Here is a 14,422-nt window from a genome sequence, read left to right as displayed (position 1 = left end):
GCTGGTCGCGTGCGATGCGCGGCCAGCTAGAACTCCAGCAATGCATTGTCGACGACTTCCTTCATGACGAAGAAGGTGCGGGTCTGGCGGACGCCGGGCAGGGCGATCAATTGCGTGCCGTGAATGCGGTTGAAATCCGCCATGTCACCGACGCGGATCTTCAGGAAATAATCGAAATCGCCGGCAACGAGATTGCAGTCGAGTACGAAGCTCAGCTTGGCAACGGCCTTTTCGAATGCGCCGAAGCTCTCGGGCGTCGACCGGTCGAGCACCACGCCGACCATGACAAGCGCGCCGCGCCCGACCTTCTGCGGCTCTATCATCGCTCGCACGGTCTTGATGTAGCCTTCCTCGAACAGACGCTGGGTGCGGCGATGGCAGGTCGCCGGACTGACATCGACCAATTGCGCCAGTTCGGCATTGCTGAGCCTGCCATTTTTTTGGAGCAGACGGAGCATTTTCAGGTCGATACGGTCCAATTCACTGGCCATGAAAGAATCTTTCGAAAACTATGAATATTTTGGATGAAGTAATTTCATATTTCACATTTCACATCGAAAATAAGAAATATGAAGCCCATCTTTGAGAGCACCTTTCATTGAAGGGATGCTAGCGTCTTCCCCGTATCAAGACAAGCTGAAGGGGAATTCATGCTGGAGAAATTCGAGCGCTATCCGCTCACATTCGGTCCGACCCACATCGAGAAGCTGGAGCGGCTTTCCGAACATCTCGGCGGCAAGGTACAGCTCTATGCCAAGCGGGAAGACTGCAATTCCGGGCTGGCATTCGGGGGCAACAAGCTGCGCAAGCTGGAATATATCATTCCCGATGCGATAGCCTCGAACGCGGATACGCTGGTGTCGATTGGCGGAGTCCAGTCCAACCATACCCGCATGATTGCCGCTGTCGCCGCCAAGATCGGCTTCAAGTGCCGGCTCGTGCAGGAAAGCTGGGTGCCGCATGAAGATGCCGTCTATGACCGCGTCGGCAATATTCTCTTGAGCCGCATCATGGGCGCGGATGTGCAGATGGTCGATGAAGGCTTCGACATCGGTATTCGGCAGAGCTGGGAAGACGCGATCGAAGACGTCAAGGCCAAGGGCGGCAAGCCCTATCCTATCCCGGCCGGTGCCTCGGTGCACAAATATGGCGGGCTTGGCTATGTCGGCTTTGCCGAGGAGGTTCGTGCCCAGGAGGAGGAACTCGGTTTCAAGTTCGATTATATCGTCGTCTGCACGGTAACGGGCTCCACCCATGCCGGCATGACCGTCGGCTTTGCCAAGGACGGTCGCGAGCGCCAGGTCATTGGCATCGATGCCTCCTTCACGCCTGCGCAGACCAAGGCGCAGGTGCTGGAAATTGCGCGGCGCACCGCCGAGTTGGTCGAACTCGGCCGCGAACTCTCGTCGGACGATATCGTCTTGATCGAGGACTATGCCTATCCGGTCTATGGCGTGCCGTCGGACGAGACCAAGGAGGCCATCCGGCTTTGCGCGCGGCTGGAAGGGATGATCACCGACCCGGTTTACGAAGGCAAATCCATGCAGGGCATGATCGACCTCGTGAAGAAGGGTTATTTCCCGGAGGGATCGAAGGTTCTCTACGCCCATCTCGGTGGTGCCCCGGCGATCAACGGCTACGCCTACACGTTCCGCAACGGCTGAGTTTTAAGACATGTGATCTGGCCGGGAAGATGCCGGCCGGATCACGCAACCGGGCTAGGATGGTTCAGGACCCGTATGGGCATCATGGGATCAACAGAACGAGCATCGTCAGAACGACTCTTGGCCTCGCGAGAGGGCGGTGATCTCAGGGCTGCTGCTTTCCCGGCGTTGGTTCCCGTTTATTTACGAGGCGGAACGCTCGGTCATCGACAGGCGGTATTCCTCGTAGGTGCTGCTTTGCACCCGAATATGCTCGCGCATCACTGTTTCGGCGCACGAGACATTACCGGCCTCGAGGGCGGTCAGGATCTCACGGTGTTCGCTCATCGATTGGGAAAGCCGATCGCCAAAAGAAAGCTGGGCTCTGCGAAATGGCTTCAGGCGCCTTTGAAGGTTGCGCGCTTCTTCAGCCAGAAAACCATTTCCAGAGGCCTCGTAGATCATATTGTGAAACGCGGCATTCTCGGCGTAGTAGCGATGATAGTCCTGTACCTGCAAGGCAGCTTCGCAGGCGGATGCCGTCTGACGCAACAGCAATACCTGCGCCTTGGTGATGCGGCCGGCGGCAAGCCGCGCGCACCAGGCCTCGACTTCCGCCATCACTTCGAACATCTCGACAAGGCGCGTGAAACTCGGCTGCCGCACGAAGGCGCCACGGTTCGGGATGAGTTCTACCAGCCCGGTCGACGAGAGCAGGCGCAAGGCCTCGCGAAGCGGCGTGCGCGAAACGCCGAAATCGCCGGCGAGGCGCACCTCGTCCAGGCGTTCTCCATCCTTGAAAACCCCTTCGGCAATCAGGGTCTCGATGCGTTCGTAGAGCGCATCCGATGCGGGCGGTCTGTTTTGAGCCACGATGATCTCTCCTGCCGAAGTTGTGCTGCCTAAAGCCTACGATAACAACGCGTTGTACGCAAAATAGAAATTATGCGTTCAATCTTTAATTTTTGTATACAGAAAATGGGAACTGGGTATAGTATAGGCATCAAATAAAAATGCTCATATTATGGGCAATAAAGGGGACTTCAATGAGACTAGCTGCTATTGCCGCCGCCCTGCTTTTGCCGCTCCTGCTGGCGCCGGTTGCCAATGCCGGGAAAGCGGATGACACCATTTCGATTGCCTTTTCGAAGGAGCTCGAGCATATCGATCCTTATTTCAACACGGCGCGCGAGGGCGTCCTGCTTGGAAATGCTGTCTGGGACGGGCTTCTTTATCGCGATCCGAAATCGGGCCAATATGTCGGCAATCTCGCGACCAGCTGGTCGTGGGTGGATTCGACGACCCTGGAATTGACGCTGCGCCAAGGGGTCAAGTTCCACAATGGCGCGTCCTTCGATGCGGACGATGTGGTTTTCACGCTGAACTATATGGTCGATCCCAAGAATGGCGCCAAGAACACAGTGGCGACCAGCTGGATCAAGCGGGCTGAAAAGATCGATCAGTTCAAGGTCCGCATCATCACCAACGGGCCTTTTCCGGCAGCGCTCGAATATCTCGCCGGGCCGGTGATCATCCATCCGCATGAATATTACGCCGCAGTCGGGCCGGCCGGAGTGGCAACCAAGCCGATCGGAACCGGCCCATACAAGGTCGTGAGCGTCGAGCCCGGCAAGCATTATGTGCTGAAGCGCAACGACGACTATTTCGCTGCCGCCAAGCCGAAGGCCAAGGTCGAAACGATCGATATCCGCACCATCCCCGACATCAACACGCAGATGGCCGAGCTTTTCAACGGGACGATCGATCTCGTCTGGCAGGTGCCGTCTGATCAGGCCGACAAGATGGCCGGTCGCGGCAATTTCCAGGTCCTTAACGCGCCGACGATGCGCGTCGGTTATCTGTCGCTCGATGCGGCTGGCCGCAGCGGCGCAAAAAATCCGATGACGGACGTGCGGGTCCGCGAGGCGGTCTACCACGCGATCAACCGCGACGGCATCGTCAAGGCGCTGATGAAGGGTACGACGGAGGTGATCAACAGCGCCTGCTCGCCCAGCCAGTTCGGCTGCGCCACCGATGTTGCTTCCTATTCCTACGATCCGGACAAGGCCAAGGCGCTTTTGGCGGAGGCCGGCTATCCCAATGGCTTCGAGACTGATTTCTATGCATACCGGGATCGTCCGCTGGCGGAAGCCATGATCGGCATGCTGGCCGAGGTCGGTATCAAGGCAAATCTCAAATATCTGCAATATGCGGCGCTGCGCGAAAAGCGCATCAAGGAAGGCGTGCCCATGTCCTTTCTGACATGGGGCTCCAACTCGATCGCCGATGCCTCGGCCATCACCAGCGAGTTCTTCACCATGGGCGGCGAAGACGATGCGCGCGACAAGAGCCTGTCGGATCTTCTGGAGAAAGCCGATTCTTCCGTCGATCCGACTGAGCGCAAGACGCTCTACAAACAGGCGCTCTCGACGATTGCCGACAAGGCCTATTGGGTGCCGCTTTGGAACTATTCGACCAACTACATCATGAGCAAGGACGTCTCTTTCACGCCCACGCCCGATGAACTGGTCCGTTTCAACGAGATCGGCTGGAAATGACATGTGCATCCGTCGTTCGGCGCATCCAGGGGTGCGCCGAACGACGTGTTTCAGAGTGACAGGAGCGACTAGCCCGGTCGCGCCTCCCGTTTAAGGGTACACGATGCTGAAATTTGTCTTGACCAAACTCGGTATGGCGGCGCTGGTGGCGCTGACTGTGTCTTTCATCAGCTTCATTCTTCTGTTTATGGCTGGCGATCCGGCCATCGCGATTGCTGGCGAAGGTGCTCCGGCGGAGGTGATCGCCGCAATCCGCAGCCAATACGGCTTCGATCAGCCATTGATGCTTCAATATGTCGAGTGGCTGATGCGGGCGCTCTCCGGCGATTTCGGCATGAGCTACTATTTCAAGCAGCCGGTTTCGGGAATGATTGCCGATAGGCTGCCGGTGACCATGATTATCGGCTTTCTCGGCATGAGCTTCGCTTTGCTATTGGCGATCCCGATGGGTGTCCTCGCCGCCGCCTTTCCGAATACCATCATCGACCGGCTGGCACTCGGTATCGCCGTGGTTGGACAGGCAATCCCGAGCTTCTGGTTCGGCCTGATCCTCATCGTTATCTTCTCCGTCAATCTCGGCCTGGTGCCGGCGTCCGGAACCGGGAGCTGGACGGGCTATATTCTGCCCACGATCGTTCTTGGCTATTACGCGACGCCCGCCATCATGCGGCTCACCCGCGCCGGCATGCTGGAAGTCCTGTCGTCCGACTATATTCGCACCGCCCGTGCCAAGGGCCTGACGCCAAGGAAGGTGCTGTTCAAGCACGCTTTGCGCAATGCCATCATTCCGGTCGTCAGCCTTAGCGCTGTGCAACTGGGCTTTATGTTCAGTGGCTCTGTCGTGGTGGAAACGATCTTCGCGCTGCACGGCGCCGGCTTTCTTGCCTGGGAATCGATCTCGCGCAACGATCTGCCGACCATGCAGGCGCTGATCCTGATCTTTGCGATATTCTACATTGCCTTCACCTTTCTGGCCGACGTTTTGAACGCGTGGCTCGATCCCCGTTTGAGGGCCGCCTGAGATGAACGACATGTCCCAAACCGCAATCGTCATCCAGCCCGTAGCCACGCCGGCGCCATCCCGGGCCGTCATGCGCAGGGCGTTGAAGCATCGGGGTTTCATGGCGGGATTTTTCATCCTGCTGTTGATCGCCCTGATCGCGCTTTTTGCGCCGCTGATCGCGCCGCATAATCCCTACAAGCAGGATCTGCTGGCACGCCTCGTGCCGCCGGTCTTCCTCGGCGGCGACTGGAAGCATGTGCTCGGAACGGACGCGCTTGGCCGGGATTACCTCTCGCGACTGATCTACGGCGCCCGCGTCTCTCTGATGATCGGCTTTACCGCGGCGATGATCTCCGCTGTGATCGGCACCACGCTCGGCATTCTCGGCGGCTATTTCGGCGGCAAGGTGGATGCGGTCGTGATGTTCATCGTTTCGGTGCGGCTGGCCCTGCCGGCAACGCTGGTGTCTCTCGCTGTCGTTGCGCTTTTCGGCGGTTCGCTGACGGTCGTAGTCTCGATATTGGGCCTGCTACTTTGGGATCGGTTCGCGGTGGTGCTGCGAAGCGCCACCATGCAGGTGCGCCAGACGGATTATATTGCGGCGGCGGAAGTACTCGGCGCAAGCCTGCCGCGCATCCTCTTCAAGGATGTGTTGCCGAACGTCATGAACGCACTGATCGTCATCGTCACGCTGGAAATGGCGCATGCGATCATTCTGGAGGCTGCTCTGTCCTTCCTTGGCCTTGGCGTGCAGCCGCCGACCCCGTCCTGGGGCCTGATGATTTCCGAGGGCAAGGAGATGCTGCTGTTCGAGAGCTGGCTGATCACCATCCCAGGCATCGCTCTGTTCGTCCTGGTCTTTGCGATTAACATGCTGGGTGACGGCATTCGCGACATCACCGCGCCGGAGGGCAGAAACTGATGATGAACGTTGCCGAACCCGTCCTTTCGATCCGCAACCTGACCATCGATCTCCCAAGGGGAGGCGATCGTCCACACGCCGTCAGCAATCTGTCGCTCGAGATCCGCGAGAAGGAAATCCTCTGCATCGTCGGGGAGTCCGGCTCCGGCAAATCGATCACCTCCTTTGCCGCGATGGGTCTCCTGCCGAAGGTGCTGAAGCGTTCCGCCGGCGAGATCCTGTTCGAGGGGCGTGATGTGCTCAAGCTCTCCGAGGCCGAACATTCCGGCCTGCGCGGCAACCGCATGGGCATGATCTTCCAGGAGCCGATGAGCGCGCTCAATCCGTGCTACACGGTCGGCGATCAGATCGAGGAGGTCTTCAAGGCTCACACTGCCCTCTCGAAGGCCGAGCGGCGCTCACGCACGATGGCGCTCCTCAAGGAGGTGCGGCTTCCCGAACCGGAGCGGCTCTACCATGCCTATCCGCATCAATTGTCCGGCGGCCAGCGTCAGCGGATCGTTATCGCCATCGCGCTTGCCATGGAGCCACGCCTGCTGATCGCCGACGAGCCGACCACGGCACTCGACGTGACGACGCAGGCGCAGATCCTCGACATGTTCAAGGCGCTGAAGGAAAGCCGCAGGGCCGGCATCCTGTTCGTCACCCATGATTTTGATGTGGTGGCTGAGATCGCCGACCGCGTCGTGGTGATGCAGAAGGGCGTGGTGGTGGAGCAGGGACCAGTCGAACAGGTGCTCAACAACCCTCGCCATCCCTATACGCGCATGCTGATCGATGCCGTGCCGAAGCGGCATGGCGGCAAGGGAGAGCCAGAGATGTCCGCGCCGATCGCGTTGCGCGTCGCCGGCATCGAGAAGACCTTCTCGACCGCCCGCACACTCTTCAAGCCGGCCCGCAAGGTTCAAGCCGTTAAACCGACGGATTTCACCGTGCTCGAAGGTCAGACGCTCGGCATCGTAGGGGAATCGGGTTCCGGCAAGACGACGCTCGTGCGCTGTTTGATGGGCCTGGTCGAGCCGGATGAGGGTTCCATCTGGATCGGCAATGACCGGCTGGACACGAGAACCGCGGACGGACGGCGGAATTTCCGCAAGCATATCCAGATCGTCTTCCAGGATCCCTACGGCTCGCTCAATCCGCGCCGGACTATCGGCGATCTCCTGGTCGAGGGGCCGGTCAATTTCGGCGTGCCGCGCAAGCAGGCGATGGAAAAGGCGCGGGAATTGATGCGGATCGTCCGCCTTGAGGAGGATGTTCTTGACCGTTATCCGGTGCAGTTTTCCGGAGGGCAGCGCCAGCGCATCTCGATTGCTCGCGCGCTCATGGTCGAGCCGAAGATCCTGATCGCGGACGAGGCGGTCTCGGCCCTCGACGTTTCAGTGCAGAAGGATGTGCTGAAACTCCTCGACGACATCAGGAAAAGCGTCGGCCTGACGGTGATTTTCATCACCCATGATCTTAGGGTTGCCGCCGAGATTTCGGACCATATTCTTGTCATGTCGAAAGGGGAGGTGGTCGAGTATGGCGCCGTCGACGACATCTTCGGAAATCCCCAACATTCCTATACGCGCCAACTGCTCGCCGCCATGCCCGGCCGCGGCTGGGAAGCGCCCAATATGGCAGCGTTGCCCGCTGCCGACGCAACGAGGTAGGCAGTTATGGACAGAGTGCAAGTGATCGAGGCCGCCCGCGATTATGTCGACAGCGGCGGCCTCGAGGTGGACCTCGCGAGGCTTGTGGCACGACGCTCCGTCAGCCAGTCCGAGGGCCGGTGGGAGGAGCTTCAGGCCTATCTGGAGAAGGAGATGCAGCCGCTGCTGCTCTCCATGGGTTTTTCTGTCGAGATCTTCGATAATCCGCGAGAGGGAGGAGCGCCGCTCCTGATCGCCGACCGCATCGAGGGAGAGGACTTGCCGACCGTGCTGGTCTATGGCCATGGCGATGTCTGCAATGGCGAAGCGCACCGCTGGCGCGAGGGCCTTGAGCCGTTCAGGCTCACCCGCGAAGACGACAAGCTCTATGGCCGCGGCACGGCCGATAACAAGATCCAGCATCTCATCAACATCAAAGCGCTTGAACTGCTGATCCGCAAGAACGGTCGTCTCGGTTTCAACGCGAAGATCATTCTGGAGATGGCCGAGGAAACCGGCTCCTTCGGCCTTCGAGAATTCTTCAAAGCCAACCGAGAACGCCTTTCGGCGGATGTCCTGATCGCCTCCGACGGTCCGCGTCTGGCGGTGGACACGCCGACCATGTTCATGGGATCGCGTGGCGGCATGTCCATCAATCTCATCGTCAACCTGCGCGACGGAGATCATCATTCCGGCAATTTCGGCGGCCTGCTTGCCGATCCGGCTATTATTCTCGCCCAGGCAATCGCGACGATCACCGATGCGCGCGGCCAGATCAAGATTGCCGAATGGCGACCGACGAGCCTCACGCCCGATATCCGCGCCGTGCTGCGCGACCTGCCGCCGCGCCGGCATGATGCCGATTGGGGCGAGAGCGATCTGACGCCGAGCGAACGGGTCTTCGGCTGGAACTCCTTCGCCGTTCTCGCCCTGTCCTCCGGCAATATCGATGCGCCGCAGAACGCCATATCGGGTTCGGCGCGGGCCACCTGTCAGCTGCGCTTCGTGGTCGGCACGGACATCAACAATATCATCCCAGCTCTGCGTCGCCATCTCGACGCCAATGGCTTTCCGATGGTCGAGGTGCGCGCCGCGCGCGGTGAGGCATTCCAGGCGACGCGCTTTTCACCGGACCATCCGTGGGTGCGATTTATCGAAGAGTCCCTGACGCGCAGCGCCGGTCGTCGTCCGCATGTCCTGCCCAATCTCGCCGGGTCGCTGCCGAATGATGCCTTCACCGATATTCTCGGGCTGCCAACGATCTGGATTCCTCATTCGCATGCCGAGTGTGGCCAGCATGGACCGAACGAGCACGCTCTGATCCCGATCGCGCGTGAAGGCATGCAGGTGATGACGGCTCTGTTCCTCGATGTCGCCGAAAATGCAGCCAGCCTGAAGGCAAACGCCTGATAGCTTGCGGATACTCCATCCTATCCTTCAGAAAGGTGTCGCCATGAGCAAATCCAACCCCGCGGATCTCGGTGCGCTCGAGGCGCGCCGGTTGATCGGACGCAAGAGCCTGTCGCCAGTTGAACTGGCGGAGGCCTGTATCGAGCGGGTCGAGAGGCTCAACCCGGCGGTGAACGCTCTGGTGGCCTATAATTTCGACAGGGTTCTGGATGAGGCGAGACTGGCCGAAGAGAAGGTGTCGCGCAACGAGGCGCTCGGACCGCTGCATGGCCTGCCTTTCGGCGTCAAGGACATGATCGACGTTGCCGGCCTGCCGACCACCTTCGGTTCGGAAATCTATCGCGACAATATCGCAGTCAAGGACGATGCAATCGTGGCTGCCATGCGCGGGGCAGGGGCAATCCCGTTCGGCAAGACCAACAATCCGGAATGGAGCGCCGGCGGCAATACCCGCAACGCGGTCTATGGCGCCACCGCCAATCCGCATGACACGACGAAGAGTTCTGCCGGCTCTTCCGGCGGCTCGGCTGTGCTCCTCGCGTCGCGAATGGCGCCGCTGGCGACCGGATCGGATACGGGTGGCAGCCTTCGCAATCCCGCAGCTTTTTGCGGTGTCGTCGGCTTTCGCCCCTCGCCGGGCGTCGTGCCCGGCGACACGCGCGCCATGGCGCTGATGTCTCTGCCGACGAGCGGGCCGATGGGCCGCGATGTCGCCGACGTGGCGCTGATGCTGTCCGCATTGGCACGGCCGGACAGGCTCGATCCCTATACGGTCGTCATCGATGGAAAGACCGCCTGGCAGACGGACCGGTTTGGAGCCGGTCGTCGCCCGGACCTCGCTTCCTTGCGCATTGCCGTCACCGAGGATTTTGGCTTTGCGCCGACTGAACGGGTTATTCGCGATGGCTTCCGACGAGTGACCAAGCGGCTGTCGAGCCATCTCGGCATCATGGAGGAAACACATCCCGATTGCGCAGATGCGGACCGCATCTTTTCGGTCCTGCGCGGCGTGATGTTCTTGGGCACGCATCACAAGCTGATGCTGTCCCATCCGGATAAGGTCGGCGCTCTCGTCCGCGCCAATGTCGAAGAGGGCCTGAGCTATGGTCCGCTCGACATCGCCGATGCGCTCGTCAAGCAGGGTCGCTTCTATCACGATTGGCAGACGTTCTTCGAGACCCATGATTACGTGCTTTGCCCGGCGGTAACGATCAGCCCGCGCGACTGGCACGAACTCTATCCGGAAGAGATCGACGGCAAGCCGACCAAAAGCTACTACCACTGGCTCGCCATGGCCTATGCCTCGACCCTTGCCGGCCATCCGTCGATCACCATTCCGGTGGGCCGCGACACGTTCGGCATGCCCTTCGGCCTGCAGATCGTCGGCCGGCGCCATGATGACGCCGGCGTCTTGCAGGTGGCGGCCGCGATCGAGGAAATTCTCGCCGGGGACACCGAATTCGGTGTCCCGAAGGTTGATTTGACCGCGTTGGAAAAGGCCCCGGCGCTCGCCAAGCAACCGGGCTTCATGGGCTTCTAGATCGGCAACTTCCCCGTCAGCGTCAGGAAAGAATGATCGAGAAGCGGGCCAACGATAGTCAACCCCACTTCATCTCGCCCTTGGCGACCTTGGCGCCGAGCTGGAGTGAGCCGACATCCTTGAGGTCGGGATAGCGCTTGGTCATTGCAGCGATCAGTTCGGCGCTGTCCTTCGTTCGTCCCATTTCCTCCTCGAAGGCGAGAAGATAGTCGCGCGTGAAGGTGATTGCCGCGATCCCCTGTTCGGCTCCCTCTGCCTGATGGCCGGGAATGACGATCTTCGGTTTACGCGCAATGATCGTATCGAGCGCCTTGATCCATGTGGCACGCAGCTCCGGTGTTGCCGTGTCGGCGACCCAGACGTGGATGCCGGAGCTGATGAGAACGCCGCCGAAGACGGCTTTGAGCGATGGGACCCAGATGTAGCGCCGGTCGTGCATTCCAGGCACTTCGACAATCTCGATGCGAGCCCCTTCGAGATCGAGAGAGGTCACGTCGGACGGTTCGGGAATGACGACGTCGGCCAGTTTCTGCGGGCCGTTTTCCTTGAGTTGAGGCCCCCAGACATCCAGTTTGGCCTGAACGTTGGCCTTGATCGCCTCGACGGTGACCGGCTTGGCGATGACCTTCGCCTTGGGGAAGGCCTCTACGATGGGTCGGAGGCCGAAGTAGTAATCGGGATCGTTGCAGCTAACGAAAATGGTCGTCAACCGCTTGCCCGTAGCCTTGATGGCATCCGCAACGGCGTGTCCGTCGGAGAGCGTAAAGCCGCCGTCGAGCAGGATGGCGTTCTTTTTGCCCGTCAGGAGGACCGGCGTGCGGCGAAAGCCCGTTTCACCCGCCTGAAAATATGTCCATTCGAGCTTGCCGTTCGCGGCAAGCGCCAGGGTGAGCGGAGAGACAACCAGGCCGGCAGCGATTGCAAGCTTGAAGGTGTTGCGTCGTGTGATCATGTCAATTTTCCCGATCTGGTGGAGTGCGAGGCAGCCAAAGATTGAGGAAATTCTATCACAGTCATTGATTAGGAGATAAATATCGATCAATCATACAGACTGTATGATTTAATTTGACAAAGCACCGTGAGCGATCTTCTCAATCTGAACCGGCTGATCTTCTACACAACGGTTGTCGACACTGGTTCCTTTACGCTGGCGGCCGAACGGCTTGGTGTGGCAAAGGCTGTCGTCAGCCATCAGGTCGCGCGGCTGGAGCAGGAATTGGGCGTCACGCTGCTGACCCGCACTACGCGGCGACTTCACGCGACGGATGAAGGCCGTCTTTTCTATGGTCGCTGTGTCATCATTCTGCGCGAGGCGGAGGCGGCTTACGCCGAGATGTCGCAAAAGGCGAGCGAGCCTTCGGGCATGCTGACGCTGACCGCATCGCTCGATTATGGCGCAGCCGTCGTGGCGCCGACAATCGCGGCCTATCGCCGGCGTTTTCCCCAGATGCAGGTCAACGTCATCTTCGATGACGATGTCATGGACTTGGCTGCCGGTCAGGTAGACCTCGCCATTCGCGTTGGCTGGCTTGCGGATTCCAGCAATCAGGCGCGGCGTCTTGGCACTTTTGATCAATATCTCGTCGCCGCGCCCTCCCTGATCGGCGCGATGCCTTCCATGTCATCACCGGCCGATGCGACCAATCTGCCATGGGTCGCCAACGCGGCATTGCGAAACCCGCTTCGCTGGGTTTTTTCGCATGCCGAGCGGGAGACGGTCACAATCGACGTCAATTGCCCGGTGACCGCCGACAAGACACCGGCGGCCTATGCCTGCGTTCTTGCCGGGGTAGGGGTCTCGGTGTTCCCGGACTACATGGCGGCGAAGGACATCGAGGCGGGAAGGCTGGTTCGCATACTACCCGACTGGAGCCTGCCTGCCGGCGGCATCCACGCCGTCTTTCCGCCGGCGCGGTTTCGTCCCGCCAGAGTTCGTGCCTTCGTGGATATGCTAAAGGCCGCCGAACGCCGGAGAGCGGCCCAAACGATGGCCGGTTATGATTTGGCTGCAGACGCTGTTTGAATATCCCAAGCGAGTGAGCAGAAATCGCTGGCAGGATACAAGCTCCGTGCCGTCAGGTACTCCAACGTTCCTGGCTTGCCATGGCCTATGCCTCGACCCTTGCCGGCCGTCCCTCGATCACCATTCCGGTTGGCCGCGACACGTTCGGCATGCCCTTCGGCCTGCAGATCGTCGGCCGGCGCCATGATGACGCCGGCGTCTTGCAGGTCGCGGCCGCGATCGAGGAAATTCTTGCCGGGGACACCGAATTCGGTGTCCCGAAGGTTGATCTGTCGGCTTTGGAAAAGGCGCCGAAGCTTGCCGATCAACCGGGCTTCTGAGACAGCTATTTTGGGAGATCGGGTCGGCCGCTTGTGTGGGCAGTTGATACGGAGGTTACTAATCCGCAGTCCGACTTTCGAATGTGCGGACGTGCTCCACAAGCGCGCGCAGTTTGAGCGGCTGCCGATGCCTCTTTGGATAGTAAAGGTAGAAGCCTGCGAAGGCAGGGCAATAGTCTTCCAACAAGGGCACGAGTTCGTTACGTGCAAAATAGGGCTCGAACGTCTCGATCATGCCGAAGGTGAGGCCGGCGCCGGCGCGGGCCATGCGGATCATCATTCCCATGTCGTTGGTCGTGAGCGCTGGATTGACGGCGACATCGTAATCCCGTCCTCCTTCCGTGAACTCCCAGCGATAGGGGGCGGCATCCGGTCTCGGACGCCAGCTGATGCAGATATGTTCGACGAGTTCGCGCGGGTGTCGAGGCGCCCCACGGCGCTCAAGATAGGCTGGCGATGCCACGGCGCATTGTCGCTGTGGCGCTGAGACAGGCACGGCGATCATATCCTGCGCGATCACCTCCCCAAGTCGGACACCGGCGTCAAATCCGGCCGCAACAATGTCGAATTCGTCATCGGTGACGGTGATATCGAGTTTGACGTTCGGGTAGGCTTCGAGAAAGCCTGCGAGCAACGACCCCGATATGAAACGCTCGGCGATCGACGATGTGGCGATCCTCAGAAGGCCGCTCGGTCGCGCCTGCACTTCTCGGATTGCCTGGATGGCGTGAGACACCTGATCGGCTGACGGGCGGACGAGATCATGGAACAGCTCCCCGGCCTCGGTGAGGCGGACGCTACGGGTCGTCCTTTGAACAAGGGCTGCTCCAATTCTGTCCTCAAGTCGCTGCAGCGATTGGCTGATCGCCGATCGGGTCACGCCAAGGCGTTCGCCAGCCACGCGAAAATTGCGTGCTTCCGCGATCGCCAGGAATACAGAAATACCTTCAAAGTCGTCAGTCATTGGTTAGTAAATCTAACCAGCTTGTCTGCAATTGGCAACTCGATCACGCCAAAGCATTCTCTTATGTTCCAAGCATCGCTCAACGACGCACAGGATACGAAGGAGAAAGACATGGCAGACCATCCCTATGTCGGCATGTGGATTACCGATGACGGCCATATCCGACATGAACTTCTAGTTGGCGGCCGTTACGACGAGGCACGCGGAAATCGCCGGAGTGCCTATCGCGGGCGATATGAGATTGCCGGCACCCATATCGACTATTGGGACGACACCGGATTTACCGCCGACGGCGACTTCGTTGACGACAATACCCTCCATCATGCCGGCATGACCCTTCGTCGTCAGTGACGCCGGATCTTGCCACACTGAAAGAGATAGGCCGGTTTCCGGCCGAAAGGATGA

The 14,422-nt window shown here is 59.9% G+C and carries 14 protein-coding genes; 10 read left to right on the top strand and 4 right to left on the bottom strand.

Annotated elements, in window-relative coordinates; translation table 11 throughout:
- Positions 1 to 26: 26 nt before the first annotated feature.
- Entirely contained in the window at positions 27 to 491 is a 465-nt protein-coding gene (locus AB6803_RS03960; protein ID WP_047458111.1) for an Lrp/AsnC family transcriptional regulator, read from the bottom strand.
- A gap of 159 nt (positions 492 to 650) precedes the next feature.
- On the opposite strand from AB6803_RS03960, the gene AB6803_RS03955 reads away from it, so the two are divergent.
- The gene (locus tag AB6803_RS03955) at positions 651 to 1,664 is read left to right on the top strand and encodes a 1-aminocyclopropane-1-carboxylate deaminase (RefSeq protein ID WP_368512038.1); all 1,014 of its coding nucleotides are present in this window, start codon (positions 651 to 653) and stop codon (positions 1,662 to 1,664) included.
- Between the two features lie 183 nt (positions 1,665 to 1,847).
- Here the strand turns inward: AB6803_RS03955 and AB6803_RS03950 are convergent, their stop codons facing one another.
- Positions 1,848 to 2,516 (bottom strand): GntR family transcriptional regulator, encoded by a 669-nt coding sequence (locus AB6803_RS03950; RefSeq protein WP_371107640.1) that lies wholly within the window; start codon positions 2,514 to 2,516, stop codon positions 1,848 to 1,850.
- 173 nt (positions 2,517 to 2,689) lie between these two features.
- On the opposite strand from AB6803_RS03950, the gene AB6803_RS03945 reads away from it, so the two are divergent.
- The 6 genes from AB6803_RS03945 to AB6803_RS03920 all read left to right on the top strand — a co-directional run bounded on the left by AB6803_RS03945 (position 2,690) and on the right by AB6803_RS03920 (position 10,710).
- Positions 2,690 to 4,201, top strand: coding sequence for an ABC transporter substrate-binding protein (locus AB6803_RS03945; RefSeq protein WP_371107639.1), 1,512 nt, complete (start codon positions 2,690 to 2,692; stop codon positions 4,199 to 4,201).
- 103 nt (positions 4,202 to 4,304) lie between these two features.
- Entirely contained in the window at positions 4,305 to 5,222 is a 918-nt protein-coding gene (locus tag AB6803_RS03940; protein WP_371107638.1) for an ABC transporter permease, read from the top strand.
- Position 5,223: 1 nt separating this feature from the next.
- A complete protein-coding gene (locus AB6803_RS03935; RefSeq protein WP_371107637.1) occupies positions 5,224 to 6,126 on the top strand; it encodes an ABC transporter permease in 903 nt (300 codons plus the stop codon).
- On the top strand, positions 6,126 to 7,781 hold the full coding sequence (locus AB6803_RS03930) for a dipeptide ABC transporter ATP-binding protein (RefSeq protein ID WP_371107636.1): 1,656 nt from the start codon (positions 6,126 to 6,128) through the stop codon (positions 7,779 to 7,781). The genes AB6803_RS03935 and AB6803_RS03930 overlap by 1 nt, the downstream gene beginning before the upstream one ends.
- A gap of 6 nt (positions 7,782 to 7,787) precedes the next feature.
- Entirely contained in the window at positions 7,788 to 9,170 is a 1,383-nt protein-coding gene (locus AB6803_RS03925; protein ID WP_371107635.1) for a M20 family metallopeptidase, read from the top strand.
- Between the two features lie 43 nt (positions 9,171 to 9,213).
- Positions 9,214 to 10,710 carry an amidase gene (locus tag AB6803_RS03920; RefSeq protein WP_371107634.1) on the top strand — a complete coding sequence of 499 codons (1,497 nt, stop codon included), beginning with the start codon at positions 9,214 to 9,216 and terminating at the stop codon, positions 10,708 to 10,710.
- A 58-nt stretch (positions 10,711 to 10,768) separates the two neighbouring features.
- On the opposite strand, the gene AB6803_RS03915 is transcribed toward AB6803_RS03920, so the two are convergent.
- Positions 10,769 to 11,662 (bottom strand): MBL fold metallo-hydrolase, encoded by an 894-nt coding sequence (locus AB6803_RS03915; RefSeq protein WP_371107633.1) that lies wholly within the window; start codon positions 11,660 to 11,662, stop codon positions 10,769 to 10,771.
- 126 nt (positions 11,663 to 11,788) lie between these two features.
- On the opposite strand from AB6803_RS03915, the gene AB6803_RS03910 reads away from it, so the two are divergent.
- Positions 11,789 to 12,733 (top strand): LysR substrate-binding domain-containing protein, encoded by a 945-nt coding sequence (locus AB6803_RS03910; RefSeq protein ID WP_371107632.1) that lies wholly within the window; start codon positions 11,789 to 11,791, stop codon positions 12,731 to 12,733.
- Positions 12,734 to 12,813: 80 nt separating this feature from the next.
- The gene (locus AB6803_RS03905; protein WP_371107631.1) at positions 12,814 to 13,053 is read left to right on the top strand and encodes a hypothetical protein; all 240 of its coding nucleotides are present in this window, start codon (positions 12,814 to 12,816) and stop codon (positions 13,051 to 13,053) included.
- A 58-nt stretch (positions 13,054 to 13,111) separates the two neighbouring features.
- Here the strand turns inward: AB6803_RS03905 and AB6803_RS03900 are convergent, their stop codons facing one another.
- Positions 13,112 to 14,017 (bottom strand): LysR substrate-binding domain-containing protein, encoded by a 906-nt coding sequence (locus tag AB6803_RS03900; RefSeq protein WP_371107630.1) that lies wholly within the window; start codon positions 14,015 to 14,017, stop codon positions 13,112 to 13,114.
- A gap of 21 nt (positions 14,018 to 14,038) precedes the next feature.
- Between AB6803_RS03900 and AB6803_RS03895 the strand changes: the two genes are divergently transcribed.
- Positions 14,039 to 14,368: an Atu4866 domain-containing protein gene (locus AB6803_RS03895; protein ID WP_371107629.1), complete on the top strand. Its 330-nt coding sequence runs from the start codon at positions 14,039 to 14,041 to the stop codon at positions 14,366 to 14,368.
- Positions 14,369 to 14,422 lie beyond the last annotated feature (54 nt).

This window comes from Rhizobium sp. RCC_161_2 (assembly GCF_041355235.1).
Classification (GTDB): Bacteria; Pseudomonadota; Alphaproteobacteria; order Rhizobiales; family Rhizobiaceae; genus Rhizobium.
The sequence above is the reverse complement of the archived record's forward strand: the minus strand, read 5'-3'. Positions and strand labels throughout refer to the sequence as shown.

What these genes read in the sequence shown, in the direction of transcription:
- AB6803_RS03960 (WP_047458111.1), bottom strand. Translation starts at nt 491, where the DNA reads ATGGCCAGTGAATTGGACCGTATCGACCTGAAAATGCTCCGTCTGCTC.
- AB6803_RS03955 (WP_368512038.1), top strand. Translation starts at nt 651, where the DNA reads ATGCTGGAGAAATTCGAGCGCTATCCGCTCACATTCGGTCCGACCCAC.
- AB6803_RS03945 (WP_371107639.1), top strand. Translation starts at nt 2,690, where the DNA reads ATGAGACTAGCTGCTATTGCCGCCGCCCTGCTTTTGCCGCTCCTGCTG.
- AB6803_RS03940 (WP_371107638.1), top strand. Translation starts at nt 4,305, where the DNA reads ATGCTGAAATTTGTCTTGACCAAACTCGGTATGGCGGCGCTGGTGGCG.
- AB6803_RS03935 (WP_371107637.1), top strand. Translation starts at nt 5,224, where the DNA reads ATGAACGACATGTCCCAAACCGCAATCGTCATCCAGCCCGTAGCCACG.
- AB6803_RS03930 (WP_371107636.1), top strand. Translation starts at nt 6,126, where the DNA reads ATGATGAACGTTGCCGAACCCGTCCTTTCGATCCGCAACCTGACCATC.
- AB6803_RS03925 (WP_371107635.1), top strand. Translation starts at nt 7,788, where the DNA reads ATGGACAGAGTGCAAGTGATCGAGGCCGCCCGCGATTATGTCGACAGC.
- AB6803_RS03920 (WP_371107634.1), top strand. Translation starts at nt 9,214, where the DNA reads ATGAGCAAATCCAACCCCGCGGATCTCGGTGCGCTCGAGGCGCGCCGG.
- AB6803_RS03915 (WP_371107633.1), bottom strand. Translation starts at nt 11,662, where the DNA reads ATGATCACACGACGCAACACCTTCAAGCTTGCAATCGCTGCCGGCCTG.
- AB6803_RS03905 (WP_371107631.1), top strand. Translation starts at nt 12,814, where the DNA reads ATGGCCTATGCCTCGACCCTTGCCGGCCGTCCCTCGATCACCATTCCG.
- AB6803_RS03900 (WP_371107630.1), bottom strand. Translation starts at nt 14,017, where the DNA reads ATGACTGACGACTTTGAAGGTATTTCTGTATTCCTGGCGATCGCGGAA.